Source organism: Rathayibacter sp. VKM Ac-2801 (assembly GCF_009834245.1).
Taxonomy (GTDB): Bacteria; Actinomycetota; Actinomycetes; order Actinomycetales; family Microbacteriaceae; genus Rathayibacter.
This window is the reverse complement of the sequence record NZ_CP047183.1, coordinates 2,532,301-2,558,375: the sequence shown is the minus strand read 5'-3', so window position 1 is coordinate 2,558,375 and position 26,075 is coordinate 2,532,301. Positions and strand designations below refer to the sequence as shown.

The following is a 26,075-nucleotide window of genomic DNA, read 5'->3' as shown; positions in this document are numbered from 1 at the left end:
CATCACGACGGCGCCCTTGCTCGTGGTCGCGACGGCCCCGCGGGGCGGCGTGCGACAGCACGGAGGTCACTGATGCGCACTCTTGTTCTCAACGCCGGCTACGAGCCGCTCGCGGTGGTGTCGTTCAAGCGGGCCCTGGTCCTGCTGATGACGGAGAAGGCGACCGTGATCGCCGCGGACGAGGGCAATCCGGTGCACAGCGCGCACGGCGACCACGTGCGGCCCTCGGTGATCGTGCTGACCCGGTACGTGCGCATCCCGAGCGGCCGGAGCGTGCCGGTCTCGCGCCGGGGCGTGCTCCGCCGGGACAACCACCGCTGCGGCTACTGCGGTCAGCACGCGGCGACGATCGACCACATCCAGCCCAAGTCCCGCGGCGGCCGGGACACGTGGGAGAACCTCGTCGCCTGCTGCCAGCGCTGCAACAACGTCAAGAGCGACCGCACCCCGCACGAGATGGGCTGGCGACTGCGCACCGTCCCCCGGATGCCGCGCGCCGGCTCCTGGCTCGTGCGCGGTGCGGAGCGGACGCAGCCCGACTGGGACGACTACCTGGCCCCCGCAGCCTGACGGGCCGCAGTCGCGTCCCTGGCGGCGTTGTCGTCGGTCGCGATACCGCCGGTATCGCTCCCTCCTCCGCCTTGCCAGCGGCACGACTGCGACCCGTCAGCAGTGGGGCGTGGTCTGCTGCCCAGCGCTACTCGTTGTCGTTGCCGGTGTTGGCGCTGGCGTTGCCGGAGCGCTCGCCGGCCCAGGTCCAGTTCGCGACCTCGGGGAGGTCCTCGCCGTGCTCGCGGGTGTAGGCGCGGGCGCGGATGCGGGCGTCCTGCATCTCCTGGCGGAGACCGGCGGCGCGGGCGCCGAGGCCGGGGGTCCGGTCGATGACGTCGATCACCAGCGAGTAGCGGTCGAGGTCGTTGAGCATCACCATGTCGAACGGCGTGGTGGTGGTGCCGTTCTCCTTGTACCCGCGCACGTGCAGGTTGCCGTGGCCGGTCCGCTTGTAGGTCAGGCGATGGATGAGCCACGGGTAGCCGTGGTACGCGAACACGATCGGCCGGTCGGGGGTGAAGATCGCGTCGAACTCGCGGTCGGAGAGGCCGTGCGGGTGCTCCGACTCCGACATCAGGCGCATCAGGTCGACGACGTTGACCGTGCGGATGGCGAGGTCCGGCAGCTTCTCGCGGAGGATGCTCACCGCCGCGAGGGTCTCGAGGGTCGGCACGTCGCCCGCACAGGCGAGCACGACGTCCGGGGACTCGCCCTGCCGCTCGCTGCTCGCCCACTCCAGGATGCCGAGGCCGCGCGTGCAGTGCGCGACCGCCTCCGCCATCGTGAGCCACTGGGGCGAGGGCTGCTTGCCCGCGACGACCACGTTGACGTAGTCGACGCTGCGGAGGCAGTGGTCGTAGGTCGAGAGGAGCGTGTTCGCGTCGAAGGGCAGGTAGACGCGGACGACCTCGGGCTTCTTGTTGACGACGTGGTCGATGAAGCCGGGGTCCTGGTGGCTGAAGCCGTTGTGGTCCTGGCGCCAGACGTGGCTCGAGAGCAGATAGTTGAGGCTCGCGATCGGGCGGCGCCACTCGATGTCACGGGTGCCGTCCAGCCACTTCGCGTGCTGGTTGAACATCGAGTCGATGATGTGGATGAACGCCTCGTAGCAGGTGAAGAGCCCGTGGCGGCCGGTGAGCAGGTAGCCCTCCAGCCAGCCCTGGCACTGGTGCTCCGAGAGCACCTCCATGACGCGCCCGGCGCGGGCCAGGTGGTCGTCGAGGGGGCTGAGCTCGGCGTCCCACTGCTTGTCGGTGGCGGCGTAGACGGACTGCAGCCGGTTGCTCGCGACCTCGTCCGGCCCGAACAGGCGGAAGTTGGTCGGGTTGGCGCGGATGACGTCGGCGAGCCACTCGCCCAGCACCTTCGTCGCCTCCGCGACGGTGCCGCCCGGCTGCTCCACTACCACCTCGTAGCGGCGGAAGTCGGGAAGGTCGAGGGTCTGCCGCAGCAGCCCGCCGTTCGCGTGCGGGGTCGCGCTCATCCGCAGCTCGCCCTCGGGGGCCAGCGAGCGGACGCGGTCGACCACGCCGCCGTCCTCGGTGAAGAGCTCCTCGGGGCGGTAGGAGCGGAGCCAGTCCTCGAGGAGGCGGGTGTGCGCCTCCGTGTCGCGGGCGTTGGGCAGCGGGACCTGGTGCGAGCGGTAGGTGCCCTCGACCTGAACGCCGTCGATCTCGGTCGGGCAGGTCCAGCCCTTCGGGGTCTTCAGCACGATCATCGGCCACGCCGGGCGCGAGAGGTCGCCGGCGGCGGCGCGCTCCTTGATCGCCGCGATGCGGTCGAGCACGGTGTCCAGGACGTCGGCGAACCGCTCGTGCACGCGCATCGGGTCCTCGCCGTCGAAGCCTCCCTCGACGAGGAACGGCTCGTGGCCGTACCCGCGGAGGAGGCTGTCGAGCTCCTCCTGCGGGATGCGGGCGAGGACGGTCGGGTTCGCGATCTTCCAGCCGTTGAGGTGGAGGATCGGCAGGACGACGCCGTCGGTGAGCGGATTCACGAACTTGTTGGAGTGCCAGCTGGTGGCGAGCGGGCCGGTCTCGGCCTCGCCGTCGCCGACGACCGCCGCGACCAGGAGGTCCGGGTTGTCGAAGGCCGCTCCGTACGCGTGGCTCAGCGCGTAGCCGAGCTCTCCGCCCTCGTGGATGCTGCCCGGGGTCTCGGGAGCGGCGTGGCTGGGGATGCCGCCGGGGAAGCTGAACTGGCGGAACAGGCGGCGCAGCCCCTCCTCCGACTCGTCGATGTGCGAGTAGATCTCGCTGTAGGTGCCGTCGAGGTAGGCGTTGGCGACCATGCCCGGTCCGCCGTGGCCGGGCCCGGTGATGTAGAGGGTCGGCTGGCGGCGTTCGCGGATCGCGCGGTTCAGGTGCGCGTAGATCAGGTTGAGACCGGGGGTGGTGCCCCAGTGGCCGAGGAGGCGGGGCTTGATGTCCTCCCGGCTCAGCGGGGTCTTCAGGAGCGGGTTCGCGAGCAGGTAGATCTGCCCGACCGCGAGGTAGTTCGCGGCCCGCCACCAGGCGTCGACGGTGTCGAGAGTGTCCTGGGTCAGCTCGGCGTCGGCGGGTCGGGCGATCCAGCTGTGCTCGGGAACGGGCAGGAGGGACGGAGCGGGAGAGTCGGCCATGTGCCCACGCTGGCACCCTGACGCCCGGCGCGGAAGGGCCTTGCAGGCCCGGCTCCGGAGGGGGTCGACCGGGAGGCGTCCCACGGCTGAGGACCAGCGAGCCCGCCGCCGTCAGCAGCGCGGCGGGAACGTGGAGCAGAGCGGCGGCTCCGGCGGTCCCCGCGGGTGGTGTCAGCTGCTGCGCGGGGTGGCGCGGCGGAGGATCGCCCAGCCCGCGACCCCGGCGAGAGCGGTGGGGATGAGCGAGAGGGCGTAGCCGCCCGCGTACCCGACGCTGCCGAAGAAGGAGCCGACGGCGGGCCAGGTCTCGGTCAGCGTGAGGAGGGCGACCACGGCCAGCACGAGGGCGCCGAGGACCCCGAAGAAGAGCAGCATCCCGCGCTGGCGCCAGCGGACGTAGACCGCCGCCGTCGCCGCGCCGACGAAGAAGAAGAAGAGGAGGGCGCAGAGCACCGCGACGGCCTGCTCGCCCACGGAGTCGCCGCCGAAGTAGATCGAGCGGAAGAAGCTGCCGCCGAAGCCCCAGCCGTCGGTCGCCCGCTCCACGATCCCGAGGACCACGAACACGGCGGTGTAGAAGACCGAGAGCGCGACGAAGGTGACGGCCGTGCCGAGGGAGAAGTCGCGGCGGGTGGCGCCGTACCCGAGAGCGAGGCCGAAGGTGACGTTCACCGACTGGACGGCGACGACCATCATGTAGACGAAGAGGAAGAAGGACGCGCCGGAGTAGGTCATCCCCTCCTGCGCCTCGAGGCGCTCGCCGGAGTCGAGTCCGCGGAGGATCAGCCACCAGACGACGAGGTTGCCCGCCAGGATGACGGCGGTGACGATCAGCGGCGTGTAGAGGATCGTGGCGGGGTTCGCGAAGTGCAGGCGGACGATGCTGCCGAGGCGGCCGGCGGCGGTGTCGTGGCGCGCAGGAGCGGAGGTGAGGGCGGTCATTCCGAGGCCTTCCCGGTGGTGAGCTGGACGACGAGCTGCTGGAGGGGGACGGACTCGAGCTCGAGTCCGTGGCGGACGGCGGAGGCGCGGCCGGCCTCGTCGAGGCGGGCAAGCGTGGCCGAGGCGCGGCTGCCGAGTGCGGAGCGGGCGATGACCTCGCGGCCGGCGGTGAACGACTCGACGGCCTGCCGGGGGCCGATGACCGTCGCTGCGGCACCGCGCAGCTCCTCCGCGTCGCTGTCGACGACGAGGCGGCCCTGATCGATGACGAGGACGTGCTCGAGCAGGCTGCTGACCTCGTCGATGAGGTGGGTGGAGAGGACGACCGTGCGCGGGTGCTCGGCGAAGTCCTGGAGGAGGCGGTCGTAGAACAGCTGCCGGGCGACGGCGTCCAGGCCCAGGTACGGCTCGTCGAAGAACGTGAGCGGGGCGCGGGAGGCGAGGCCGACGACCACTCCGATCGCCGAGAGCTGCCCGCGGGAGAGCTTCCTGACCTTGCGGTCGACCGGGAGGCGGAAGTCCTCGACCAGCTCGCGGGCGAACGCCTCGTCCCAGCCGTCGAAGAACCAGGGGGCGCTGCGCAGGACGTGCTTCACCCTGAAGTCGTCCGGGTACTTCTGGCTCTCCTTGATGAAGCAGGTGCGGGAGAGCACGGAGGCGTTCTCGAGCGGCGACTGCCCGAAGACGCGGATGTCGCCCGAGCTGGCGAACTCCTGACCGGTGAGCAGCGACATCAGCGTCGTCTTGCCCGCCCCATTGCGTCCGAGGAGGCCGTGGATGCGGTTCTCCTCGAGAGAGAAGCTGACGCCGTCGACGGCCTGCATCCTGCCGTAGTGCTTGGTGAGGTCCTCGACCTCGACGACCGCGCTCATCGCGATCCCCCCTCTGTGATCATGTCGGCGAGCTGCTCGGTGCTGAGGCCGAGCTTGGCGGCCTCGGCGAGCAGGGGAGCGACGAACTGGTCGCGGAACTGCGTGCGGCGCTTCTCGATCAGCCGGTCGCGCGCCCCCTCGGCGACGAACATGCCGATCCCCCTCTTCTTGTAGAGCACCCCGTCGTCGACGAGCAGATTAACGCCCTTGCCGGCCGTGGCCGGGTTGATGCGGTGGAACGCGGCGAACTCGTTGGTCGACGGGACCTGCGACTCCTCCGGCAGTGCGCCGTCGATGATGTCGTTCTCGATCTGCTCGGCGATCTGCAGGAAGAGAGGGCGGGAGTCGTCCACGCGGGCTCCTTCGGTGCGGGGTTGGGTGGTTGGTTGGTGTTGTAATTAACCATGGAGCCCGCAGGTGCCGGTGTCAAGAGGTGCGAGCCGCTCCCTCGGCGCGACGAGGCCGCGGTGCGCTTCCCGGGCAGACGGTGAAGGCCGAACCGCGCTTCGCGGGCGCCGGGGCCCGGCGGGTACACTGGCTCGGCCAGCCTCTGTAGCTCAATGGAAGAGCGACTCCGTCCTAAGGAGCAGGTTGGGGGTTCGAGTCCCTCCAGGGGCACCACAGTGCGCGATCGGGATACCGCCGCCGTTGCTCCGTTCCACGCCACGGTCCGGTACTGCTCAGCGATCCGGGCTTTGCTTGTTGAGGCGCCGACGGTTCCAGTCCTCGACAGTCCTGCCCGGGTGGGAACTCCTGTCCGGCAGGGACGCACGGCCGCAGAGCCTCCTCATGGGTCCTCGGCAGCGAGGCGCCGCGGGTCCATCGGGAACGGCTCTGAACGGAGCCGCGAGAACGTCCCCTGGGATCGGAGGGGCCGTCGACGCAGAGAGGGAACGGGGTCGTCGACGTGATCACCACTGCCGCGGTCGTCGGAGGTCTTCTCGTGGGTCTGCTCTTCGGTCGAGCGCGCACACCGAGGTTCCGCGGCGGTCTGCACCTGCTCGCTGCTGCGGCCCTCGCCGTCCTCGTCCTGAGCCTCGCCGTCCAGCGGGACGCGTTCGCGAACAGCTGGCTCGCGGGATCCAGTGCGCTGCTCGCGTCGGCCGGTCACACGGCGGCCGTCTGCAGGCGGTGGCTGCCGGAGCTCGGGATCCCCTTCCTCGGCTGGATGTGGCGGGCCGTCCTCCACCCGCGGTACGTGCGCGATCTGCTCGAACAGGCGGAGTGCGGGGAGGGGATCCCGGAGCGACATCGGCGTCGGTGACCGCTCACGGCCTTCTGAGGGCGTCTCGCGGGTCTTCACCCAGGCTGCCTCGCCATGATCGAGGCTGGTACTCGACGGAAGGTTCTCTGTGAGCATGTTCAAGCGCGTTCTCGGCATGGCGTCGAAGGCGCTCGATTCGAAGACCGGCTCGGGGTCCGCCTCGGGCGGGACGACCGACTGGCGCGACCTGGTGCGGACCGCCGCCGACAAGGTGACGGGCGACTCGCGGAGCGGGCAGGCTCAGCCGCCCCAGCAGTTCGGCTCGCCGCAGCGCCCCTCCGCGCGACCCCAGGACGCCCGGCCCGGGCAGCAGCCTGTGGTCACGCAGGAGGACCGCGCGGCGATCGCCCGCTACGACTACCTCCTCCGCACCGCCGACCCCGAGCAGCTCGAGCAGGTGCACCGCGACGCGTTCGCGAAGCTGACGCCGGCGCAACGCGCCCAGGTCGAGGCGCGGCTCCGCGACGAGCTGCCCGCGAACGAGCAGCCGCGGTCCTCCGCCCCCGACGACCTGGCACGGACGGCGACGCGCGGCGAGGCGAACAACCCCGGGTTCCTCAAGAAGATGTTCTCGAAGCCGGGGACGCGCGGTGCGCTCGCGGGCGCGGGCGTCGGAGCGGCGGCGGGCATCGGGCTCGGCGCGGCCGGCGGACTGCTCGCGGCGGTCGCGGGCGGAGCCGTGATCAGCAGCGTCGCGGGACCGCTGCTCGCGCAGGCGTCCGGGCTCGGCGTGGACTTCGAGAACCTGGCCGGCGGATTCGGGGACCTGGGCGACTTCGGCGACATCACGGGCGGCGCGGGCGAGTTCGTCTCCGGCGCGGGCGAGCACGTGTCCGGGCTGGGGGAGCAGGTGTCGGAGTTCGGCTCGGACTTCCAGCTGCCGGGTCTCGGCGACCTCGGGAACCTCTTCGACCGCTAGGCGGTCTCGGCCGAAGCACTCCGGCGGCGGAGGAACGGCGACGCGATCGCGAGCGCCGCTCCGACGACGAGCAGCACGGCTCCCACGATCGCGACGGCGGTCGTCGACCAGTCGGGGAGGTCGACCACCGTCGTGCCGTCGAGGAGCGTCCACTCACAGGCGGCGCCGAGCGGCCACCACGACCAGAAGCCGCGGATGAGCTCACCGGCCTCGGGCGGGACGCCGCCCAGGCTGACGCTGCAGACGTAGTCGAAGCCCTGACGGTCGATGTTCGCGTACTGCAGAGGCACGAGTGCGAGCGCGGCCAGGCCGGCGACGGCGAGGACGAGGCCGGCGATCAGGGCGAGACGGGCGGCCGTGAGGCGCTTCTTCACCGGTGTCGAGGCGGGGGCGGGCGGCGTCTCGGTCATCGTCCGATGGTGGCACGCGTTCGTGGGGAGCAGGCGTGCGTGCGGGATCGGAGCCGAACGGCTTGGAGGCCGCGACCGGCCGCGCCGGAGCGGGTCACGGACCGCAGACGGAACGGACGCCGGCCGGCACCGCGGCGACGAGGAGCCCTCGGCGTCGTACCCTCGTCTGCATGGGGTTCGTGTTCTCGCTGCTGATCATCGTCCTGACCGTGCTCGCGCTGGTCGACGTCGTGCGGCAGCCGGACAATGTCATCAAGAACCTCCCCAAGATCGTGTGGATCCTGCTGATCTTCTTCCTCCCGCTCATCGGCGTCTCGCTGTGGTTCCTGCTCGGGCACGACTGGAAGCGCGGCGACGGGGGATCGTTCGTGCCGGGCGGCCGCGTGCCCCGCCGACGCAAGCAGGCGCCGCCGACCATCGTGGTCCGGCCCGCGTCGAAGAGCACCGAGGAGCAGCTCGCGGACCTCGAGCGCGAGGAGGCTCACTACGCGCGGCTCGCCGAGGAGCAGCGCCGCCGCCGCGACGGGGAGCGACCGCTCGACGCGTGAGCGGCCGCTCCGGACGGCGCTACTTCGAGAAGTTCGACGCCGCCCACTGGATCGAGGCGATCTTCGCCTGACCCGCGACGCTCGGGTGGAAGTAGTCCGTGGTCCCGATCAGGCCCTTCGTGACGGGGGTCGCAGTGAGCGCTCCGCCGTCCCAGTCGCAGAGCTGACCGGCCGCGCTGCACGCCGTCTCCAGGGCGGTGTTGTACTGCGTCGTCCGCGTCTTCGCTGCAGCGGCGGAGGCAGCCGCGGCGGTGCTGCTGAGCCTGCGGCCGGTGGAGCTGACGCCGCGGGTGGTGCGGCAGAGATCGCCGCCCGCCCAGACCAGCGCGCCGACTCCGGTCTTCACGACCGACCACTCGGAGGCCACGTTCGGCATCGAGGAGAGGACGATGCGGGCGGAGGGCCACGTGGTGCGGATCTTCGTGATCGCGGCGGAGGCTCCGGTGCGGAACGTGCTCGCCGGGGTCATCGTGTAGCCGTCGGAGGCGACGCGGTTGTCGGGCGAGCAGAGGTCGTTGCCGCCGATCAGCAGGGTGACGACGTCCGGCTTCACGCCCGCGGCGACGGCGGCGTCGATCCGCGAGGGGACCTGCGCCACGACGTCGCCCGTGGTGGCGAAGTTCGCGGTCGTGACGGTGGTGCCGGGGAGCTTCGCGCGCAGGCGTGCGGCGAAGGAGTTCACGGAGGAGCTGGTGCCGGTTGACCAGTTGTTGCGGGGGCAGTCCGCGAAGGAGCCGCAGGTGCCGTAGGCCTGGGTGATGGAGTCGCCGAGGCTGAGCACCGACAGGGTGGCGGGAGTGGCGGCGGCGGCGGTCTGCGCCGGGAGCAGGGCGGCGGCGAGGGCGAGAGCGGCACCGACGGCGAGGGCGCGGACGCGGCGGCCCACGGTCGGCGGGCGGGAGGAGGAGAGGCTCATGCGGGACCGTTCTCGAGGGGGGAGGACGGTGGGGGGAGCCGTCGGTCCCGACGCTAGGGGAGTGGAGCCCCGGATGACCCCGGACGGGTGACCCCAGAACGGGCCGGATGTGCGCGACGGCAGCAGATCCCGCCGTCCGGCGAGCGGAGCCGAAGGACAGGCGAGCGTCGCCTCAGACGCCCGCCACCGGCACGATCCGCAGTCGGCTCATCGCCCAGACCAGGGCCCCCGAGGCGAGGAACGCGACCGCGATCGCGACGACGAACACCGACACCTGCCCGTATCCGGTCGCGGGATCCAGGAACGGATAGGGCACCCAGCCGTCCGTCGCTCCCCGGATCAGCACCACGACGAGCCACGCGATCGGGTAGACCACGACCAGCCACAGCCTCCGCCACGGCAGCGGAGGTCGATCCGCGAGCAGCAGCCAGTCGAGCAGGCCGTAGACGGGGAACAGCACGTGCATCACCGTGTTGGCCCACGGAAGCGCCACTCCGCCGGCCACGTCGGTGAGGAGGGTGTTGTAGACGAGGCCGACGACGATGATGTACCCGGTGAAGGCACCTCGCGCCAGCACGAGCCCGCCGGGCGCGGGACGGCCCCGGAGCGCGAGCGCAGCGGTGGCTCCGAGCACGACGGCCAGCACGATGTTGCTCTGGATGGTGAAGAAGCCGAAGAAGTTGAACGGGTTCAGCGGCGTGCGGGAGGCGGTGTCGACGGCCGTCGCGATCACGGCGACGAGGACGGCCGCGGCCACGAGGAGGCGGAGGAGCGCGACCGGCACGTGGGCCGACTCCGCCCGGGACGAGGGAGCGGGCGGCGTCATCGCTCGAGCGTAGCGCCGGACCGCCTACCCTGTCCCCGTGCTCACGATCGGTGTCGACCTCGCTGCGGAGCCGGTGCGCACCGCTCTCGCCGCCCTCGAGTTCTCCGGCGGTCGAGCCGTCGTCCGCTCGCTCGCCCTCGGCGCCGAGGACGCCGTGATCGTCGAGGCGTCGCGGGACGCGGCGGTGATCGGGATCGACTGCGCGTTCGGCTGGCCGGTGGAGTTCGCGGCGTTCGTGTCCGCCCACACGCGGCGGGAGGTGTCGCCGCGCACGCTCGCCGGACGCGACTGGCGCCGCCGGCTCGCCTACCGCGAGACGGACCGGGTGGCGCGGGAGGTCACCGGGCGCTGGCCGCTCAGCGTCTCGACCGACAGGCTCGGGATGACCGCCATGCGTTGCGCGGAGCTGCTCGACGCCTTCGCCGCGAGCGGGGAGGACGTCGACCGCTCCGGCCGCGGCCGGCTCGTCGAGGCGTACCCGGCGGCGGCGCTCCGGCTCTGGGGTGTCGACACGACGGGCTACAAGACGCGGCCGGAGGCCGTGGCGCTCGCCGTGGAGTCGCTGCGCCGGGCGGCGCCCTGGCTCGACGTGCCGGCGCCCGCGCTCGCCCTGATAAGGCGCTCCGACGACGCGTTCGACGCCGTCGTCGCCGCCCTCAACGCCCGCGCGCACGCCCTGGGCGCGACCCTGCCGGTGCCTCCCGAACTGCAGGAGGCGGCGGAGGCCGAGGGGTGGATCGCGGTCCCGACCGGATCGCTCGCGGAGCTCGCGGGCTGATCCGGCCGTCTCGACGGGTCGGGCGCTCAGGCCGGGATCTTCGCCCCCAGAAGGCCTGCGGCGACCTCTGCGGCCCGCTCAGCCTCCTCGACGGTCGAGAAGGGTCCCGTGGGGACGAGGGAGGGCGCGGTGGTCAGTCGGGGGTCGATCTCGAGTCGGAACCGGGGCAGCTCCGCCCCGGGAACGACGACGATCCTGACTCCGTTCCGGCTCCATCGCGCGGGTTGTAGAGAAGAAATCTGTGTCATGGTGCTCTCCGCTTTCGCGATCATCCGCACGGGTGGCTGACGCCTCGACCGTGCACGCTTCACGCTACGTCCGTGCTCGTCTCTCCGAACGGGCTTGACCTCCCAGGCTCGTCGGGCGTAGCACGTCACTGCAGTCGGTCGAGGGTGTCGCTGATCCGGCGCAGGCACTCGATCAGGACCGACACCTGCGCGGCGTCGAGATCGGCGAGCACCTCGCCCTCGGCGGCGACGAGATTGCGCATCGCCTCGTCGACCCGCTTCGTGCCCCGCGGGGTGAGCGAGACGATCTTGCTGCGCGAGTCCGCGGCGTTCTGCTCGCGGACCACGAGCCCGCGGGCGCCGAGGCGGTCGACGCGGCTGGCCAGGTTCCCGCTGGACAGCGCGAGGTGGGTGGCGAGGGCCGAGGGGGTCATCCCGCCCTCTCCGCGCTGCCGCAGCAGCGAGAGGAGCTCGAACTCCCACGGGGCGAGATCGCTGGTGGCGAAGGACTGCCGCCGCACCTCCTGCACACGCGGACTGAGGCGGCGGAGGCGGGAGACGACGTCGAGAGGCGCGAAATCGAGGTCGGGCAGGGCCCCGGCCCACGCGTCGATCACCAGATCGACGTCGTCGTCTTCGCGCATGCCCCGATTATCCCCGGACGGCGTGGGCGCCGACGACGGGTGGCCCGGGGAGGCGGCCGGGCCTAGCCTGTGCGGACGAGGGGCGAGGCGGTCAGGCGCGGGCGGCGCGGACGTAGGCGACGATCGCGTTGGCGTGGCCGTGGCCCAGGCCGTGCTCGGTCTTGAGCCAGGTGACGACCTGCATGTGCGGTTCGGAGCGCAGGCGCTCGTCGGCGAGGTCGAGCCAGTCCTGGACGGGGCGGCCGTAGGTCTTCTCGATGCTCGGGAAGTACGAGGCCGGACCCTTCGGCTTCGCGCCGTCGGCGGGCGGTTCGGGAGCGAGCACGCGGTCGGTCATGCGGTCACGATAGCGAGCCGCGGTCAGGTCGTGTAGGCCGAGGGGTCGAAGCGGCCGAGCTCCTCGCGGAAGGCGAAGGCGAAGTCGGGCCAGAGCAGGGTGAGGCGCCGGTTGTCGTCGAGGTACCAGCTCTCGCAGCCGCCGTTGGTCCAGACGGTGTCGGCGCTCAGGGCGTCGAGGCGGGCGACGGAGGCGGCCTCGGCCTCGGCGGTGACCTCGAGCCGGTCGGCGCCGGAGACCTCGAGGTGGTCGAGGGCCGCGAGCACGTACTCGATCTGCGTCTCGATCATGTGCACCGCGGAGTTGTGGCCGAGGCTGGCGTTGGGGCCGTTGACGACGAAGAGGCTCGGGAACCCGTGGACGGCGGTCGACTCGTACGCCGCCATGCCGTCGGCCCAGCGGTCGGCGAGGAGGACGCCGCCGCGGCCGCGGATGCGCCGGGCGAGGGGCGGCCGGGTGGAGTGGAAGCCGGTCGCGAAGACGAGCACGTCGACGCCGTGCGGGACGCCGTCGTCGCCGAGCGCTGCGCCCTCCTCGATGCGCCGGAGCGGACCGGGGACGACGCGGACGTGCGGCTGAGCGAGAGCGGGGTAGTAGTCGTCCGAGAGGAGCACGCGCTTGCAGCCGATCTCGTAGTCCGGCGTCAGCACGGCGCGGAGCACTGGATCGACGATCTGCTCCTCGAGGTGATCGAGCGCCTCCGCTCGCAGCCGGTCGATGGCCTCGGGAACGGCGACGCGGCCGGCGAAGCCGAGCTCCGCGCGCCAGAACAGCTCCTCGCGCAGCCGCGCGAGGGCCCCGGGCGCGCGGGAGAGGGCTCGGCGCTCCTCCGGCGGGTACGGGCGGTTCCGGCGGGGGACGACGTACGGGGCCGAGCGCTGGAAGAGGACCACCTCGGCGGCGCGCTCGGCGAGGTGCGGCACGATCTGCACGGCGGAGGCGCCCGAGCCGACGATGCCGACGCGCTTCCCGTCGAGGTCGACCTCGTCCCGCCAGCGGGCGGAGTGGAAGGCGGGCCCCGCGAACGCGTCGAGGCCCGGGACGGCCGGGAGGCGGGGCTCGGAGAGGCGCCCAGCGCAGACGAGGAGGACGGCGGCGGAGTAGTCGCCCCGCGAGGTGCGCACCCGCCAGCGGTGGGCCTCCTCATCGAAGGCCGCCTCCAGCACCTCGGTCCCCAGTCGGAGCCGCGGAGCCAGGCCCTCCTTCGCGACGACGCGCTCGAGGTAGGCCTGGATCTCGGCCCCGGGGGCGTAGAACGCCGACCAGTCGGCCTCGGGGGCGAACGAGTAGGAGTAGAGGTGCGAGGGGATGTCGCAGGAGACGCCGGGGTAGACGTTGTCCCGCCAGGTGCCCCCGATCCGCTCGGCGCGCTCCAGCACGACGAACGAGGTCCCGCCGCGGCGCTCCAGGCGGACCGCGGCTCCGAGGCCGGCGAACCCGGCGCCGATCACGACGACGTCGACATCCATCAGACCGTCATCCTCGCCAGGACGCTGCCCGCCGGGTCGTGGTGCGGATCGGCGAGGAAGTGCTCGAGGACGGCGAGGAGCTCGGCGGGACGCTCGGCGAGCACGGCGTGACCGGAGTCGAGGACGGCGTAGCGGGCGTCGTCGATCGCGCCGAGCAGGGCCTCGGCACCCTCGACGCCGACGACGGCATCGGCGGAGCAGCCGACCACGAGGGCGGGTACCCTGCAGTCCGAGGCGGCCGCGGAGGCGTCGGCTCGAGCGGAGGCGGCGAGCATCCTCGCGGCGTCGGCGCCCCACGGGGAGGAGGCGGTGGCCGAGCGGACGGCGAGGAGCCGAGCGGCCTCCTCCTGCGCGTCGGGCGGCAGCATCGGCCAGAGGCGCGCAGCGCGGAGGAGGCGCTCCGTCGGGCGCAGCCACCCGGCCACGAGGGCGAGCGCGCGCACCCGCCGATCGCCCGCGGCGAGGGCCACGGCGGCTCCGAGGGAGTGGCCGATCAGGACGGCCTCCTCGGCGCCGAGCGCGTCCAGGGAGGTGCGGACCGCGGCGGGGCCGTCGAGCCACGGGTCGTCGAGGTCGGCGAGCTCGAGCGCGGCGACGCGGTGGCGCCGCGCCAGCAACGGCGTCAGCAGCCCGGTGTCGCTCCGCGCGCCCCGGCCGACGCCGGTCAGCAGCAGCACGGCGCGCGGGCTCTCGGCACCCGCGGTCAGCAGCCGCACGGTGGCGCCGTCCGACTCGACCCGCTCCTCCCGGACCAGCCCGGCCTGGCGCCGCAGGTACTCGGAGCGGGTCATGACGCCCGGCGGGTCCTGCGGACCGGGAGGCGCAGCCGCTGCGGGCCCGCCGCAGCGACGGCCTCCGCTCGCAGCGCCCGCTCCGGTGCGACCGCGCCGTAGGTCGTGGTGCGCTGGCGCCAGCCGCGGCCGATCTCGCCGCTCAGCCGGGCGACGGTCGCGATGTCGAGCGAGCGGTAGGCCTCCGCTCCCGCCTCGGGGCGGAGGGCGCCGTCGAGCAGCAGGCCGCCGAGGTCGTCCGCGCCGCCGCGGAGGAGGACCTGCGCCGCGTGCAGTCCGAGCTTGGTCCAGGCGGTCTGCACGTGGGCGATCCGGCCGTGGAGGACGAGCCGGGCGACGGCGTGCACGGCGCGGGTCTCGCGGAGGCTCGGCCCGCCACGGCTCGCGCGCACGACGCCGGGAGGCGCCTCCGCCGGGACGAAGGGCATCGCGATGAACTCGGTGAAGCCGCCCGTCTCGTCCTGGATCGCCGCGAGCGTCCGCAGGTGCGCGAGCTGCTGCTCGGGGGTCTCGACGTGTCCGTAGACCATCGTCGAGGTGGAGCGGAGTCCGCTGCGATGGGCGGCCGTGATCGCCTCCCGCCACTCGGCCACCGTCGGGTCCGTCCCCTCGCTCAGAACGGCGCGGACGTCGTCGTCGAGGATGCGGGCGGCGGTCCCCGGGACGGAGTCCACGCCCGCCTCGCGCAGAGCGTCGAGCATCGCGGGCAGGGTGCGGCCGGTACGGCGGGCGACCTCGAGGATCTCGCCGGGCCGGTAGGCGTGGAGGTGCAGAGAGGGCTGCCGCTCCTTCAGGGTGCGGACGATCAGCAGCAGATCGTCGCCCGGGTGCTCCGGTCCGATCGCGCCCTGGAGGCAGAGCTCGGTGGCGCCGAGCGCGACCGCCTCGTCGGCGAGCTCCTCCAGCCGCTCGACGGTGAGCCCGCCGGCTCCCCAGAGGGAGGTGTCGATGTTGCGGTTGACGACGACCGAGACCTCGTCGCCGGCGGCGTCGTGCCGCAGGTCGTCCGCCAGGGCGGAGAGGGCGTCGAGGTCGTCGCCGTCGGCCGCGAGCAGGGCGAGGTAGTCGGCGTCCTCGAGGCCGGCGGGGTCCGCCTCCGCCCGGGCGAGCACGGCGCCGAGGGCGGGCGCGATCGGCCGGGGCGGAGCGTCGAGCGATTCACGGTAGGGCCGGGGGAGGACCGGTGCCGCCTCGTCGGCGAGCCAGGTCGCGCGGTCGGCGAGCGCCTCGACGTAGGGAGCGACGCGCGGATCGATCCAGGTGGCCGAGTCGCGGAGGTACTGCGGATGCGCGGTCAGCCGCTCGTGCAGCCGGTAGCCGGCGGCCGCGGTGAGACGCGCGAGGTCGTCGATGTTCGGCCAGGGGCGCTCCGGATTGACGTGATCGGCCGTGAGCGGGCTGACGCCGCCCCAGTCGTCGACCCCGGCGCGCAGCAGCAGCCCGAGCTCCTGCTCGTCGGTGAGGTTCGGCGGCGCCTGGATCGTCGCGTCGGCGCCGAGCACGAGGCGCGCGACCGCGACGTTGGCCACGTACTCCTGCAGCTCGAGATCGACCTCGTTCTGCATGGCCGTCCTCGGCTTCGCGCGGAAGTTCTGGACGATGCACTCCTGGACGTGGCCCCAGCGCTCGTGGGACTCGCGGATCGCGAAGAGGGCGTCCGCCCGCTCCGCGGCGTTCTCGCCGATGCCTAGCAGCACGCCGGTGGTGAAGGGGATGCGGCTGCGGCCCGCGTCCTCGAGCACGCGCAGGCGCAGCGCCGGGTCCTTGTCCGGGGAGCCGTAGTGCACGCCGCCCTTCTCGGACCAGAGGCGCTCGGCGGTCGTCTCCAGCATCATGCCCATCGAGGGCGCGACCGGGCGGAGCCGCTGCAGCTCGGCCCACGACATCACGCCGGGGTTCAGGTGCGTGACCATGCCCGTCTCGCTCATCACCAGGACGGCCATCGCGCGCACGTACTCGAGCGTCGAGGCGTAGCCGTGCTCGGCGAGCCAGGCGCGGGCGACCGGCCACCGGTCCTCCGGGCGGTCGCCGAGCGTGAACAGGGCCTCCTTGCAGCCGAGCGCGGCACCGGCGCGAGCGACCTCGAGGATCTCCTCCGGCTCCATGAAGGTCGACTCGCGCTTGGCCGCGAGCCCGCCCGGCGTCTCCACGAAGACGCAGTAGTGGCACCGGTCGCGGCAGAGCTTGGTCAGCGGGACGAAGACCTTCCGCGAGTAGGTGACGACGCCGGGCCGTCCGCGGAGGGCCAGCCCGTCGTCGCGCAGGCGGCCGGCGGCCTCCAGCAGCAGGTCGAGGTCGTCGCCGCGCGCGCCGAGGAGCGCTTCGGCGGTCTCGCGCGTCAGCGCCTCGCCGCGATCTAGCCGGGCGAGCAGGGTGGCCGTGGTCATGCGGGAGCGGCCCTTCCGAAGGGGGTCGTGGCGGAGGCGGGAGGTCAGAGCGCGCGCAGCCGCGGCGCGAGGTCGCGCTCGAAGGCGTCGAAGAAGCGCTGCTGGTCGTCGCCCGGGGCGTGGAAGACCAGGTGGCGGAAGCCCGCGTCGACGTAGGGCTTGATCTGCGCGACCGTCTCCTCGGGGTCGGAGCCGACGATCCAGCGCTTCGCGACCTGCTCGATCGGCAGCTCGTCGGCGGCCCGCTCCATGTCGACCGGATCGGTCAGCGAGTGCTTCTGCTCCGGCGACAGCGAGAGCGGCGCCCAGAAGCGCGTGTTCTCGAGCGCGAGCGCCGGATCGGGGTCGTAGGAGAGCTTGATCTCGATCATGCGGTCGATGGTCGAGGAGTCGCGATCGGCCGCGGCGGCGCCCTCCTCGACAGCGGGGAGCAGCTTCTCGGTGTAGAGCTCCATGCCCTTGCCCGACGTGCAGATGAAGCCGTCGCCCGCCCGGCCGGCGTACTTGGCGACGACGGGGCCGCCCGCCGCGATGTAGACCGGCACGCCGCTCTCGGGCTTGTCGTAGATCGACGCCTCGTGCGTGGAGTAGTACTCGCCGTCGAACGTGACGCGGTCGCCCGCCCAGAGCGCGCGCATCAGCCGGACGGCCTCGCGCAGGCGGGCGAAGCGCTCCTTGAAGTCGGGCCAGGTCTGCTCGCCCGCGCCCTGGTAGCCGGTGGCGACCTCGTTCAGCGCCTCGCCGGTGCCGACGCCGAGCATGATCCGCTCGGGGTAGAGCACGCCGAGCGTGCCGAACGCCTGGGCGATCACGGCGGGGTTGTAGCGGTAGTGCGGCGTCATCACGGAGGTGCCGAGGGTGATGGTGGAGGTGCGCTCACCGGCCGCGGCGAGCCAGGCGAGAGAGAACGGCGCGTGCCCGCCGGTGTGGCGCCAGGGCTGGAAGTGGTCCGAGACGACCGCGGTCTCGAAGCCGTGCCGCTCGGCGCCGACCGCGAGCTCGACGAGCTCCCGTGCGCCGAACTGCTCCGCCGATGCCTTGTACCCGAGCGTGATCGTCATCTGCAGCCTTCGTGAGAGGTGGGACGGCCCCCGGAGCGGGAGCGGCCCCTCCATTCTGCGCCTGCCGCGGCGGCCGGCGGGACGGGTGGACGCACCGGGGGGACGCGTGCCCCGATCCGGGGCTGGGGAGGAGCGTCAGGCCGGCGGAGCGGCGATGTTCACCATCCAGCCGACGCCGTAGCGGTCGACCAGCATCCCGAAGCGGTCGCCCCAGGGCGAGGCGACCAGCGGCTCGACGACCGTGCCGCCCTCGGCCAGTCCGTCCCAGTAGCCGCTCAGCTCGGCGTCGTCGTCGCCGAAGAGCGCGATCGTGATGCGGGCGCCGTTCTCGGCCGGGCTCGAGGAGGGGGAGTCGGAGCCCATCAGGATCATCCCGCTCGGCGTCACGAGCTGCGCGTGCATGATCCGGTCCTGGTCGGCCGGATCCCCGCTCATCCCGAAATCGCCGAAGCGGCTGGAGCTGAGCTCGCCGCCGAGCACGTCCCGGTAGAACTCCATCGCCTCCTGCGCGGAGCCGTCGAAGCCGATGTAGGGGCTCAGTGAAGTGGGCACGGCACGCCTTCCCGTCGAGGTGCGCCCAGTATCTCCGCATCCCGCCGCGAGCACCAGGGGCGTTCTGCAGAAGGTCCGCTCCGGGCCTCAGAGCTCGTCGCGGGTGGGCGGGTTCGCGCCGGAGCGGGAGGTCGTGATGCCGGCGACGTGCGCGGCGTGGCGGCCGATCGCGTGCAGGGCGGGACCGTCGAGCAGCATCCCGTTCGCCGCGCTGAGGCCCTGGCGGAAGGCCTCGTCGAGGATCGCCCCCATCGCGGAGTCGCCGGCGCCGATCGTGTCGGCCACCACGATCCGTGCGGCGGGCACGGTCACCCGCGTGACGGCCGAGGCCAGCAGCAGTCCCTCCGCGCCGCGCGTGACGACGGCGAGCTGCGACCCGAGGGAGAGCAGTCGGCTGAGGACCTCGTCGAGCTGCATCGTCGGGTAGAGCCACTCCGCGTCCTCGTCGCTGAGCTTCACGACCTCGCACGCGGCGGCGATCCGCTCGAAGCGCGCGAGCGCCTCCGCGTGCGCGCCGACCAGCGCCGGGCGGATGTTCGCGTCGACGCTCGCCGTCACTCCGGCGGGCAGCGCCTCGAGGAGCTCGAGCACGGCGGATCCGCCCGGCTCGAGGAAGATCGCGATGGAGCCCGTGTGGACGTGGGACGCGCCCTCCGGGTCCGCGGCCGGCGGGTTCCAGGAGAGGTCGAAGACGTAGCGGGCGGACCCGTCCGAGGCGAGGACCGCCCGCGCCGTGCTGGTGCGCTCCGCGTCGCCGTGCCGGACCTCCACTCCGGACGCCTCGAGGTGCGCACGGATGCGGCGGCCGCGCTCGTCGTCGGCGATGTCGGTGACGAGGGTCGCGGGCCGCCCGAGGCGGGCGAGTGTGAGCGCGACGTTGGCCGGGGAGCCGCCGACGTGCTCCGTGGCGCTGCCGTCGCGCTCGACGATGTCGATCAGCGCCTCGCCGATGACCAGGGTGCGGGGAGCCGGGCTGACGCGCTCGTCGGTGGAGGACATGCCGACATCATGCCGGGTGACGGGGTCGCCCCGCGACGCCGGGGACCGACCGGCGGCGGCTCGCGTCCCGCCCGCCGTCTCAGGCCCGGTCGCGCAGGTCCGCCAGCACCGCGTCCACGGTCGTGATCTCGATCAGCGGCGCGTACAGGGCCATCGCGTCGAGCGCACGGCGGTGGTCGGCCTCGGAGGCGCCGGCGCAGGCGTCCGCGGCGACCCTCACCCGGATTCCGGCGTCCGCGGCGGCCAGCGCCGTCGAGAGCACGCAGCAGTCGGTCGAGACGCCCGTGACCACGAGCTCGCGGGAGTCGTCGAGCTCGGCCTCGAGCTCGGGCCCCCACTTGCCGAAGGTCGTCGCGGTGATCGTGCGGTGGCCCTCGAACCCGGCCACGAGCTCGTAGAGCCGGTCGCTCCCGGGGACGAGCGCGAACGGCCACTCGCGGTAGTAGGGGATCCATGCGCCGGCGGGCCGCTCCGGGGCGACGAAGCGGGTGGTCACGACCCGCTCGCCGAACGCCGGGAGGAGCCGACGGGTCCCCTCGGCGGCGCGCTCGAACCCGGCGGATCCCCACGGCGACTCCGCATCGGCGAAGACGTACTGCAGGTCGATCGCGACGAGCAGGCTCACGCCGAGGCCTCCTGGCGGCGGACGGCCCCACGCGAGAACGCGAGCGTTCCCGCGAAGCCGATCACGAGCGCCACGAGCACGCCGAGGTTCGCGCCGGCCCAGTCGCCGTCGCGGCCGCCGAGCGGGCCGAGGAGGTAGCCCTCCCACTCGAACCCGGGCGAGTAGTTGACCACCAGGCCCCAGCCGACGACTGCGCCGACCAGCACGAGCGCCACGGGGACCGCCGAGACGCTGCCGTAGCGGCCGCGGGAGTCGTAGAGCGCCTCCTGGTCGTAGTCGCGCCGGCGGAGGAGGAGGTCGGCGAGGAACACGCCGAGCCAGGCCGCGATCGGCACGCCGAGGGTGATCAGGAAGCCCTGGAACGGGCCCAGGAAGTCGCCGGCGATGAACACGACGTAGACCGCGCCCAGGACCATCAGCACGCCGTCGATCCCGGCGGCGACCGGCCGCGAGACCTTAAGCCCCGTGCTGAGCAGCGCCAGACCCGAGGAGTAGATGTCCATCACGGCCCCGCCGATCAGGCCGAGCAGCGCGACGACGATGAAGGGGAGCAGGAACCAGGTCGGCAGGATCCCGGCGAGCGCTCCGATCGGGTCCGCGGCGATCGCGTCCGAGAGCTCCTGCGAGGAGCCGGCCAGCAGGAGGCCGACGACCACCAGCACGACGGGCGCGACCGCTCCGCCGATCGTCGTCCAGGCGATCACTCCGCTGGTACGGGCGCCGCGGGGGAGGTAGCGGGAGTAGTCAGCTGCCGCGTTCACCCAGCCCAGCCCGAAGCCGGTCATCATGAACACGAGCCCGCCGATGACCGCGGCGGCCGAGCCCGCGGGCAGGGCGCCGACGGCCGCGAGGTCGATCCGGTCGAGGACGAGAACGACGTAGACCACGGTCAGCACGGCGGTGGCGACGGTGATCGCGAGCTGGAGCCGCATGATCAGGCGGAAGCCGGCGATCCCCGCGATCACGATGAGCGCGGCGACCACGATCAGCGCGACCACCTTCGTGAGCACGCCCCCGTCCCAGCCGAACTCCTCGAACACCGTCGCCGTCGCGAGCACCGCGAGGGAGGCCAGCACGGTCTCCCAGCCCACCGTGAGCAGCCAGGAGATCACCGAGATCAGGCGGTTGCCGTCGACACCGAACGCCGCCCGGCTGAGCACCATCGTGGGGGCGGAGCCGCGCTTGCCGGCGACGGCGACCAGGCCGCAGAAGAGGAACGAGACGACGATCCCGATCACGCTGACGAGTGTCGCCTGCCCGAAGGAGAGGCCGAAGCCGAGGAGGAAGGAGCCGTAGCTCAGCCCCAGCACGGACACGTTCGCGGCGAACCACGGCCAGAACAGGTCGCGCGGGCGGCCGTGCCGCTCCGACTCCTGGATCGTGTCGAGGCCGTTGAGCTCGATGCCGCCGGCGGGGCGGGTGCTCGGACGATCGGGGGAGGTCATCGCGTCCTCGTTCTCACGGGTGCCGGCCCTGCGCCGGAGCTGTGACGAACCTACAGCGCCCCGCGCTCGAACAGCAGCCGGAGCGATTCGAGGTCGTCCGCGACCCGCGCGCAGTCCTCGTCCCAGTCGTCGAGGCTCATCCCGGGACGCCGCCGCACTGTGAAGGCCACCTCGGCGCCGTCCCCGTTCACGAGCACCCGGAGCGGATTGTCCACCACCGTCCCGTCGGGGAGGGCGACCTCGTGGTCCGCGACGCCGTACGGGTTCTGCGGGGCGAACCGCACCTCGACCCGGCCCATCGGCGAGTCGGCGAACCAGCGTCCGTCCACCTGCTCGAGTGCGGTGGAGGCGAGGCCCGCGGCCCACCGCGGGAGGTTCGCCGGGTCGGAGACGAAGGCGTACACCTCCGCGGCCGGAGCCTCGATCACGACGCCCACGGGGCGCGACTCGTACAGGGTCATCCGCTCGTCCTTCCTCTGCAGCCGGTCAGTGCTCGTCGCCGAAGCTGGCGACCAGCAGCGCGGCGAGCGCCGTCCGCTCCAGCATGCCCTCGATGCCGATCGCCTCGCTGCGCGCGTGCGCTCCCTCGCCCGGGGCGCCGAGCCCGTCGAGGACCGGCAGACCCAGCGCGGCGACGAGGTTGCCGTCGCTCGCTCCGCCGACCGCGATCTCGCGGAGGGGGACGTCGATCCGCTTCGCGACCCGCTCGGCTCTGCGGTAGAGCGCGGCGACGGAGGCGGTCCGCTCGAAGACGGGGCGCTCCCAGGAGCCGCGCACCTCCAGCCGGATGCGCGGGTCGGCGGCGGCGAGCGCGTCGAGCTCCGCCTCGACGCGGGCGGCCTCGGCGGATCCGCGGATCCGCGCCTCCAGCTCCAGCCGCACGCGAGCCGTCGTCACGTTGACCCGCGAGCCGCCGGCGACCACTCCGATGTTGACCGAGGTGCCCTCCTCCTCCCGCGCGATCGCCAGCACCCTCGGGATCAGCGAGCCGAGCTCGTGGATCGCGCTCGCCCCCTTCTCCGGCTCCACCCCGGCGTGCGCCTCGACCCCGACCACGTCGATCACGAAGCGCCCGATGCCCTTGCGCGCCGTCTTGACCGCGTCGCCGATCGCGCCCTCGAACACCAGGACCGCGTCGGCGCCCGTGCACTGCCGCTCCAGGAACGGGCGGGAGGCGGCGCTGCCGATCTCCTCGTCCCCGCTCATCACCAGGCGGACGGCCGGATGCGGGACGCGGGCGTGGCGGAGCGCGGCCACCAGCCACACCATCTGCACCAGGCCGGCCTTCATGTCGTAGCTGCCCGGCCCGCTCAGGTGGTCGCCGTCGACGGCGAAGGGCCAGGAGCGGGTCGTGCCCAGGGGCCACACCGTGTCGTAGTGGCCGAGCAGCGCCACGAACGGGCGCGTGCCCCGGTGCGGTCTCGCGCCGCCGCTCGCCGGGACGGTCCAGCTGGTCGCGGTCGGCGCGTCCCGCGCACGCTGGTGCTGGACGTCGGCGTCGTGCCCGAGTCTCTCGCCCACCCAGTGGACCAGGAAGGCGTGCAGCTCCCCGAGCGCCTCGAGGGAGTCGCTGGGGCTCTCGATCATCACGAGGTGCCGGACATCGTCGAGCATCCGCGAGCGGTTGTCGCGGAGGAAGGAGCGCACGCGGGCGGCGTCGTCGGCATCGGGGAAGGTCATCGACTCCGGAGTACCAGAGTGCGGCCGCTCGCGCGAACCGGCTGAACCGTTCCGGGCCCCGTTACGTTGGTGCAGGAAGAGGTGGAGATGTCCGAGGATCAGGCCCAGATGCTGCGTGCGCTGCACGACGAGCACGCCAGCGCGCTCTGGCGGTTCGTGCTGCGCCTGACCGGCGACCGCCAGATGGCGGAGGACGTCGTGCAGGAGGCGCTGCTGCGCGCCTGGAAGCACCCCGAGATCCTCGCCCAGGGCGAGGCCGCCGCTCGCTCCTGGCTCTACACCGTCGCCCGGAACCTCGTCATCGACGACCGCCGCAGCGCCCGCTACGCCCGGGAGCTGGGCACTGACGAGGTCCCCGAGCGCCCCACCGCCGACCGCACCGACCAGGTGCTCGACGCCTGGCTGCTCTCGGACGCGCTCAGCGGGCTGAGCCACGACCACCGCGCCGTCATCGTGCACGCCTACTACGGCGGCCGCACGGTCACCGAGATCGCCGCGCTGCTGGGGATCGCCCCGGGCACCGTCAAGTCGCGGATGCACTACGGGATGCGGGCCCTCAAGCTCGCGCTGCAGGAGCGGGGGGTGACGGAGCTGTGAGCCACGACCCCTCCTCCGACACCTGGCACGACGACCCCTTCCGCGACTGGGACGCCGCCTACCTCCTCGGATCCCTGACCGCCGCCGACCGCCGCGAGTACGAGCTGCACCTGCGCGCCTGCCCCGGCTGCCGCGAGGCACTCGCCGAGTTCGTCCCGCTGCCGGGCCTGCTGGCCCACCTGCCCCAGGTCGAGGCGATGCGCCTGGTCGAGGAGCCGGAGGCGGCCGGCGACGCAGCTCCGGCGGCGCTGCTGACCCGCCTCGCCGCGGCCACCGACTCCGTCCGGCGCCGCACCCGGCTGCGCATCGCAGGCCTGGTGCTCGCCGCCGCGGGCGTCTCGGCCGCCGCCGCCGTCGCCCTGCCGCTCGCGATCGGCCCGTCCCTCGCCCCCGTCGAGACCGTCGGCTCGACGGTCTCGCTCGCCGCCGCTCCGGGCGTCCCCGTCGAGGCCTCCGTGCGGTTCGTCCCGCAGCAGTGGGGCACCCGGATCGACATGGACTGCAGCTGGGCGGACACGGCGGAGCAGTACGCGGGCTCGGCCGGATACGTCCTCTACGTCACGGACACCTCGGGCGGCACCGAGGCCGTCGGATCGTGGACGAGCGCGCCGGGGACGACGATGGAGCCCAGCCTCGCCACCGGGCTCCCGCTGTCCGAGATCGCCTCGGTCGAGGTGCGGCTGCAGGGCTCGGACACGGTCGTGCTCACCGGCCGCCCCTGAGCGGGCCGCCGGATTCCCAGGTGCGCGCTCGACGGACTGAGTAGCTTCTCAGTCATGACGATCGCGACCCTCGCCCTCGCCCCCGCCTCCGTGGCGACCGCCTCCTCCTCCGACAGCATCGACGAGCTCTCCGGGCTCGTCGGCGTCGCCGCGCGGGTGATCGCCGCGCTCGGAGAGGCGGGCGTCGGCCTGCTGACGCTGATCGAGACGGTGTTCCCGCCGATCCCGAGCGAGCTCGTGCTGCCGCTGGCCGGCTTCCTCGCGCAGCAGGGCCGCATGAACCTGGTGCTGGTCGTGATCACGGCGACCCTCGGCGCCTACCTCGGCGGCCTGATCCTCTACGCGCTCGGGCACCGCATCGGCACGGAGCGCTCGATCCGCCTGCTCTCCAAGCTCCCGCTGGTCGACCGCGAGGACTTCGAGAAGGCGGTCGGCTGGTTCCGCCGGCACGGCACCTGGGCGGTGCTCTTCGGTCGCCTCATCCCGGGCGTGCGCAGCCTCATCTCGCTCCCCGCGGGGGCCGAGCGGATGAATCTGCTGCTGTTCTCCGGACTGACGATCCTCGGCTCCGGCGTCTGGAACGGCCTGCTGATCGGCCTCGGCGCGGCCCTCGGCACGCAGTACGAGCTCGTCGACCAGTACGCGGGCGTGCTCGACGCGATCATCTACAGCGCGGTCGGCGTGCTGCTGCTCGCGCTCGTGGTGCGCAGCGTGCGGCGGCACCGTGCCGCGACGCGCACCGGATCGCGCCACTGACCTGCGCCGTCGGGCGGGCGGGCGCAAGGCCCCGCGCCACGTCGCCCCGGTGCCCTAACGTTCGAGGGGTCCGCACTCCCCGACGCGAAGGAATGCCATGTCCGAGACCGCCGCGCCCACGATGTCCCGCACCTCCGTCGAGCGCTGGTGGATCATCGCCGTCTCGCTGATCGCGATCGTGCTCGGCGTCATCGCCGTCCTGATCCCCGGTCCGACGCTGCTGACGGTCGCCATCGTCTTCGGCGTCCACCTGATCGCCGCGGGTGTCTTCCGCCTGCTGCTGGCCTTCACCGCTTCGCGGCTCGACGCCCGGGTGCGCTGGCTCGCGGGCCTGCTCGGCGCCCTGATCCTGGTCGCGGGCATCCTGTGCCTGTCGAACCCGTTCGAATCGCTGAGCGTCCTGGGCCTCGTGATCGGCGCGGGCTGGATCCTCGACGGCGTCTCGAGCATCACCAGCGGCCGCACCGTCGCCGGCCCTGCGTGGCTGCCGATCGCGGCCGGGATCGCCTCGGTCATCGCGGGCGTGCTGACGATCATCATGCCGGTGCTCGCGCTGGCCTCCTTCGTCACCGTCGCGGCCATTCTGCTGATCGTCGTGGGCGTCTCGGGCCTGCTCCTGCTCCCGGGCCGCACGAAGCGCCCCGAGGGCGCCGAGGCGTAGACCCCGCCGATGGCCGATCCCGATGTCGTCCCCGAGCTGCTCGTCGCCGATCTCGACCGGAGCCTGGCGTTCTGGTGCGGTCCCTGCGGGTTCCGGATCCACTACGCCCGGCCCGAGGAGGGCTTCGCGTACCTGGTCCTCGGCTCCGCGCACGTGATGCTCGAAGAGGCGGGGCGGGGCCGCAACTGGATCGCGGCGCCGCTGGAGCGTCCGCTCGGCCGGGGGATGAACCTGCAGCTGCGCGTCGACGACGCCGACCGGACGGCGGCGGCGCTCGCCGAGGCCGGGACGCCGCTGTTCTCGCCGCTCGAGACCCGCTGGTACCGCGTCGGAGCGGAGGAGGCGGGCGTCCGTCAGCTGGTGGTCGCCGATCCCGACGGGTACCTGCTGCGGTTCCAGTCGTCGCTCGGACGCCGACCGGCCGGAGCGGACGTCCCCGTCGCTCCCTGACCGGCCGACCGCGCCACCATCCGCT

29 protein-coding genes and 1 tRNA gene are annotated in these 26,075 nt (G+C 73.0%); 11 read left to right on the top strand and 19 right to left on the bottom strand.

Going from position 1 to position 26,075, the window contains the following annotated elements; translation table 11 throughout:
- The first annotated feature begins 72 nt into the window (after nt 1-72).
- Nucleotides 73-570, top strand: a complete 498-nt coding sequence (locus tag GSU45_RS11800; protein WP_104224608.1) for an HNH endonuclease — start codon at nt 73-75, stop codon at nt 568-570.
- A 127-nt stretch (nt 571-697) separates the two neighbouring features.
- Here the strand turns inward: GSU45_RS11800 and GSU45_RS11795 are convergent, their stop codons facing one another.
- From GSU45_RS11795 to GSU45_RS11780, 4 genes are all read right to left on the bottom strand, one after another.
- Nucleotides 698-3,172, bottom strand: coding sequence for a phosphoketolase family protein (locus GSU45_RS11795; RefSeq protein ID WP_159915183.1), 2,475 nt, complete (start codon nt 3,170-3,172; stop codon nt 698-700).
- A 171-nt stretch (nt 3,173-3,343) separates the two neighbouring features.
- A complete protein-coding gene (locus GSU45_RS11790; RefSeq protein ID WP_159915181.1) occupies nt 3,344-4,114 on the bottom strand; it encodes an ABC transporter permease in 771 nt (256 codons plus the stop codon).
- Nucleotides 4,111-4,986, bottom strand: a complete 876-nt coding sequence (locus GSU45_RS11785) for an ABC transporter ATP-binding protein (protein ID WP_159915179.1) — start codon at nt 4,984-4,986, stop codon at nt 4,111-4,113. The genes GSU45_RS11790 and GSU45_RS11785 overlap by 4 nt, the downstream gene beginning before the upstream one ends.
- Nucleotides 4,983-5,339, bottom strand: a complete 357-nt coding sequence (locus GSU45_RS11780; RefSeq protein WP_159915177.1) for a GntR family transcriptional regulator — start codon at nt 5,337-5,339, stop codon at nt 4,983-4,985. The genes GSU45_RS11785 and GSU45_RS11780 overlap by 4 nt, the downstream gene beginning before the upstream one ends.
- A gap of 193 nt (nt 5,340-5,532) precedes the next feature.
- Here GSU45_RS11780 and GSU45_RS11775 point away from each other — a divergent pair.
- The 3 genes from GSU45_RS11775 (at nt 5,533) to GSU45_RS11765 (ending at nt 7,169) form a co-directional block, all read left to right on the top strand.
- Nucleotides 5,533-5,607: transfer RNA gene (locus GSU45_RS11775), tRNA-Arg, on the top strand.
- 286 nt (nt 5,608-5,893) lie between these two features.
- Nucleotides 5,894-6,250, top strand: coding sequence for a hypothetical protein (locus tag GSU45_RS11770; RefSeq protein ID WP_159915175.1), 357 nt, complete (start codon nt 5,894-5,896; stop codon nt 6,248-6,250).
- Between the two features lie 94 nt (nt 6,251-6,344).
- Nucleotides 6,345-7,169 carry a hypothetical protein gene (locus GSU45_RS11765; RefSeq protein WP_244248109.1) on the top strand — a complete coding sequence of 275 codons (825 nt, stop codon included), beginning with the start codon at nt 6,345-6,347 and terminating at the stop codon, nt 7,167-7,169.
- Here GSU45_RS11765 and GSU45_RS11760 read toward each other — a convergent pair.
- Nucleotides 7,166-7,579 carry a hypothetical protein gene (locus tag GSU45_RS11760; RefSeq protein ID WP_159915171.1) on the bottom strand — a complete coding sequence of 138 codons (414 nt, stop codon included), beginning with the start codon at nt 7,577-7,579 and terminating at the stop codon, nt 7,166-7,168. The genes GSU45_RS11765 and GSU45_RS11760 overlap by 4 nt on opposite strands.
- 170 nt (nt 7,580-7,749) lie before the next feature.
- Between GSU45_RS11760 and GSU45_RS11755 the strand changes: the two genes are divergently transcribed.
- Nucleotides 7,750-8,127 (top strand): PLD nuclease N-terminal domain-containing protein, encoded by a 378-nt coding sequence (locus GSU45_RS11755; protein ID WP_159915169.1) that lies wholly within the window; start codon nt 7,750-7,752, stop codon nt 8,125-8,127.
- A gap of 19 nt (nt 8,128-8,146) precedes the next feature.
- On the opposite strand, the gene GSU45_RS11750 is transcribed toward GSU45_RS11755, so the two are convergent.
- Together GSU45_RS11750 and GSU45_RS11745 are read right to left on the bottom strand one after the other, a co-directional pair.
- On the bottom strand, nt 8,147-9,043 hold the full coding sequence (locus tag GSU45_RS11750) for a GDSL-type esterase/lipase family protein (protein WP_159915167.1): 897 nt from the start codon (nt 9,041-9,043) through the stop codon (nt 8,147-8,149).
- A 172-nt stretch (nt 9,044-9,215) separates the two neighbouring features.
- Nucleotides 9,216-9,869, bottom strand: coding sequence for a Pr6Pr family membrane protein (locus GSU45_RS11745; RefSeq protein WP_159915165.1), 654 nt, complete (start codon nt 9,867-9,869; stop codon nt 9,216-9,218).
- 37 nt (nt 9,870-9,906) lie between these two features.
- Here GSU45_RS11745 and GSU45_RS11740 point away from each other — a divergent pair, with 37 nt between their 5' ends.
- A complete protein-coding gene (locus GSU45_RS11740; protein WP_159915163.1) occupies nt 9,907-10,647 on the top strand; it encodes a DUF429 domain-containing protein in 741 nt (246 codons plus the stop codon).
- Between the two features lie 373 nt (nt 10,648-11,020).
- On the opposite strand, the gene GSU45_RS11735 is transcribed toward GSU45_RS11740, so the two are convergent.
- From GSU45_RS11735 to GSU45_RS11680, 12 genes are all read right to left on the bottom strand, one after another.
- The gene (locus GSU45_RS11735; RefSeq protein ID WP_159915161.1) at nt 11,021-11,518 is read right to left on the bottom strand and encodes a MarR family transcriptional regulator; all 498 of its coding nucleotides are present in this window, start codon (nt 11,516-11,518) and stop codon (nt 11,021-11,023) included.
- Nucleotides 11,519-11,609: 91 nt separating this feature from the next.
- Complete coding sequence (locus tag GSU45_RS11730; protein WP_104225060.1) at nt 11,610-11,855, bottom strand: DUF4287 domain-containing protein; 246 nt, start codon at nt 11,853-11,855, stop codon at nt 11,610-11,612.
- A 23-nt stretch (nt 11,856-11,878) separates the two neighbouring features.
- Nucleotides 11,879-13,324 (bottom strand): NAD(P)/FAD-dependent oxidoreductase, encoded by a 1,446-nt coding sequence (locus GSU45_RS11725; RefSeq protein ID WP_159915159.1) that lies wholly within the window; start codon nt 13,322-13,324, stop codon nt 11,879-11,881.
- Nucleotides 13,324-14,115 carry an alpha/beta fold hydrolase gene (locus GSU45_RS11720; protein WP_159915157.1) on the bottom strand — a complete coding sequence of 264 codons (792 nt, stop codon included), beginning with the start codon at nt 14,113-14,115 and terminating at the stop codon, nt 13,324-13,326. The genes GSU45_RS11725 and GSU45_RS11720 overlap by 1 nt, the downstream gene beginning before the upstream one ends.
- A complete protein-coding gene (gene cofG, locus GSU45_RS11715) occupies nt 14,112-16,502 on the bottom strand; it encodes a 7,8-didemethyl-8-hydroxy-5-deazariboflavin synthase CofG (protein WP_159915155.1) in 2,391 nt (796 codons plus the stop codon). The genes GSU45_RS11720 and cofG overlap by 4 nt, the downstream gene beginning before the upstream one ends.
- Before the next feature lie 44 nt (nt 16,503-16,546).
- Entirely contained in the window at nt 16,547-17,563 is a 1,017-nt protein-coding gene (gene fgd, locus GSU45_RS11710; RefSeq protein WP_208543431.1) for a glucose-6-phosphate dehydrogenase (coenzyme-F420), read from the bottom strand.
- Nucleotides 17,564-17,698: 135 nt separating this feature from the next.
- Complete coding sequence (locus tag GSU45_RS11705; protein WP_159915153.1) at nt 17,699-18,115, bottom strand: VOC family protein; 417 nt, start codon at nt 18,113-18,115, stop codon at nt 17,699-17,701.
- Between the two features lie 87 nt (nt 18,116-18,202).
- Nucleotides 18,203-19,114: a carbohydrate kinase gene (locus GSU45_RS11700; protein WP_159915151.1), complete on the bottom strand. Its 912-nt coding sequence runs from the start codon at nt 19,112-19,114 to the stop codon at nt 18,203-18,205.
- Between the two features lie 79 nt (nt 19,115-19,193).
- Nucleotides 19,194-19,739 carry a cysteine hydrolase gene (locus GSU45_RS11695; protein WP_159915149.1) on the bottom strand — a complete coding sequence of 182 codons (546 nt, stop codon included), beginning with the start codon at nt 19,737-19,739 and terminating at the stop codon, nt 19,194-19,196.
- Complete coding sequence (locus GSU45_RS11690) at nt 19,736-21,184, bottom strand: cytosine permease (protein ID WP_159915147.1); 1,449 nt, start codon at nt 21,182-21,184, stop codon at nt 19,736-19,738. Before GSU45_RS11690 ends, GSU45_RS11695 begins: the two co-directional genes overlap by 4 nt.
- 50 nt (nt 21,185-21,234) lie before the next feature.
- Nucleotides 21,235-21,645 carry an SRPBCC family protein gene (locus tag GSU45_RS11685; RefSeq protein ID WP_159915145.1) on the bottom strand — a complete coding sequence of 137 codons (411 nt, stop codon included), beginning with the start codon at nt 21,643-21,645 and terminating at the stop codon, nt 21,235-21,237.
- A gap of 25 nt (nt 21,646-21,670) precedes the next feature.
- A complete protein-coding gene (locus tag GSU45_RS11680) occupies nt 21,671-22,864 on the bottom strand; it encodes a M20/M25/M40 family metallo-hydrolase (protein WP_159915143.1) in 1,194 nt (397 codons plus the stop codon).
- A gap of 87 nt (nt 22,865-22,951) precedes the next feature.
- On the opposite strand from GSU45_RS11680, the gene GSU45_RS11675 reads away from it, so the two are divergent.
- The 5 genes from GSU45_RS11675 (at nt 22,952) to GSU45_RS11655 (ending at nt 26,050) form a co-directional block, all read left to right on the top strand.
- Nucleotides 22,952-23,461, top strand: a complete 510-nt coding sequence (locus GSU45_RS11675) for a sigma-70 family RNA polymerase sigma factor (protein ID WP_104225070.1) — start codon at nt 22,952-22,954, stop codon at nt 23,459-23,461.
- Entirely contained in the window at nt 23,458-24,183 is a 726-nt protein-coding gene (locus GSU45_RS11670; protein ID WP_159915141.1) for a zf-HC2 domain-containing protein, read from the top strand. Before GSU45_RS11675 ends, GSU45_RS11670 begins: the two co-directional genes overlap by 4 nt.
- Before the next feature lie 54 nt (nt 24,184-24,237).
- Nucleotides 24,238-24,939, top strand: coding sequence for a DedA family protein (locus tag GSU45_RS11665; protein WP_159915139.1), 702 nt, complete (start codon nt 24,238-24,240; stop codon nt 24,937-24,939).
- Nucleotides 24,940-25,036: 97 nt separating this feature from the next.
- Nucleotides 25,037-25,600 carry a DUF308 domain-containing protein gene (locus tag GSU45_RS11660; protein WP_159915137.1) on the top strand — a complete coding sequence of 188 codons (564 nt, stop codon included), beginning with the start codon at nt 25,037-25,039 and terminating at the stop codon, nt 25,598-25,600.
- A gap of 9 nt (nt 25,601-25,609) precedes the next feature.
- The gene (locus GSU45_RS11655) at nt 25,610-26,050 is read left to right on the top strand and encodes a VOC family protein (RefSeq protein WP_159915135.1); all 441 of its coding nucleotides are present in this window, start codon (nt 25,610-25,612) and stop codon (nt 26,048-26,050) included.
- The last annotated feature ends 25 nt before the right edge of the window (nt 26,051-26,075 follow it).

Excerpts from the sequence above, each read along its gene's own strand:
- GSU45_RS11800 (WP_104224608.1), top strand. The coding sequence starts at position 73 with ATGCGCACTCTTGTTCTCAACGCCGGCTACGAGCCGCTCGCGGTGGTG.
- GSU45_RS11795 (WP_159915183.1), bottom strand. The coding sequence starts at position 3,172 with ATGGCCGACTCTCCCGCTCCGTCCCTCCTGCCCGTTCCCGAGCACAGC.
- GSU45_RS11790 (WP_159915181.1), bottom strand. The coding sequence starts at position 4,114 with ATGACCGCCCTCACCTCCGCTCCTGCGCGCCACGACACCGCCGCCGGC.
- GSU45_RS11785 (WP_159915179.1), bottom strand. The coding sequence starts at position 4,986 with ATGAGCGCGGTCGTCGAGGTCGAGGACCTCACCAAGCACTACGGCAGG.
- GSU45_RS11765 (WP_244248109.1), top strand. The coding sequence starts at position 6,345 with ATGTTCAAGCGCGTTCTCGGCATGGCGTCGAAGGCGCTCGATTCGAAG.
- GSU45_RS11760 (WP_159915171.1), bottom strand. The coding sequence starts at position 7,579 with ATGACCGAGACGCCGCCCGCCCCCGCCTCGACACCGGTGAAGAAGCGC.
- GSU45_RS11755 (WP_159915169.1), top strand. The coding sequence starts at position 7,750 with ATGGGGTTCGTGTTCTCGCTGCTGATCATCGTCCTGACCGTGCTCGCG.
- GSU45_RS11750 (WP_159915167.1), bottom strand. The coding sequence starts at position 9,043 with ATGAGCCTCTCCTCCTCCCGCCCGCCGACCGTGGGCCGCCGCGTCCGC.
- GSU45_RS11745 (WP_159915165.1), bottom strand. The coding sequence starts at position 9,869 with ATGACGCCGCCCGCTCCCTCGTCCCGGGCGGAGTCGGCCCACGTGCCG.
- GSU45_RS11735 (WP_159915161.1), bottom strand. The coding sequence starts at position 11,518 with ATGCGCGAAGACGACGACGTCGATCTGGTGATCGACGCGTGGGCCGGG.
- GSU45_RS11730 (WP_104225060.1), bottom strand. The coding sequence starts at position 11,855 with ATGACCGACCGCGTGCTCGCTCCCGAACCGCCCGCCGACGGCGCGAAG.
- GSU45_RS11725 (WP_159915159.1), bottom strand. The coding sequence starts at position 13,324 with ATGGATGTCGACGTCGTCGTGATCGGCGCCGGGTTCGCCGGCCTCGGA.
- GSU45_RS11720 (WP_159915157.1), bottom strand. The coding sequence starts at position 14,115 with ATGACCCGCTCCGAGTACCTGCGGCGCCAGGCCGGGCTGGTCCGGGAG.
- cofG (WP_159915155.1), bottom strand. The coding sequence starts at position 16,502 with ATGACCACGGCCACCCTGCTCGCCCGGCTAGATCGCGGCGAGGCGCTG.
- fgd (WP_208543431.1), bottom strand. The coding sequence starts at position 17,563 with ATGACGATCACGCTCGGGTACAAGGCATCGGCGGAGCAGTTCGGCGCA.
- GSU45_RS11700 (WP_159915151.1), bottom strand. The coding sequence starts at position 19,114 with ATGTCCTCCACCGACGAGCGCGTCAGCCCGGCTCCCCGCACCCTGGTC.
- GSU45_RS11690 (WP_159915147.1), bottom strand. The coding sequence starts at position 21,184 with ATGACCTCCCCCGATCGTCCGAGCACCCGCCCCGCCGGCGGCATCGAG.
- GSU45_RS11685 (WP_159915145.1), bottom strand. The coding sequence starts at position 21,645 with ATGACCCTGTACGAGTCGCGCCCCGTGGGCGTCGTGATCGAGGCTCCG.
- GSU45_RS11680 (WP_159915143.1), bottom strand. The coding sequence starts at position 22,864 with ATGACCTTCCCCGATGCCGACGACGCCGCCCGCGTGCGCTCCTTCCTC.
- GSU45_RS11675 (WP_104225070.1), top strand. The coding sequence starts at position 22,952 with ATGTCCGAGGATCAGGCCCAGATGCTGCGTGCGCTGCACGACGAGCAC.
- GSU45_RS11665 (WP_159915139.1), top strand. The coding sequence starts at position 24,238 with ATGACGATCGCGACCCTCGCCCTCGCCCCCGCCTCCGTGGCGACCGCC.
- GSU45_RS11660 (WP_159915137.1), top strand. The coding sequence starts at position 25,037 with ATGTCCGAGACCGCCGCGCCCACGATGTCCCGCACCTCCGTCGAGCGC.
- GSU45_RS11655 (WP_159915135.1), top strand. The coding sequence starts at position 25,610 with ATGGCCGATCCCGATGTCGTCCCCGAGCTGCTCGTCGCCGATCTCGAC.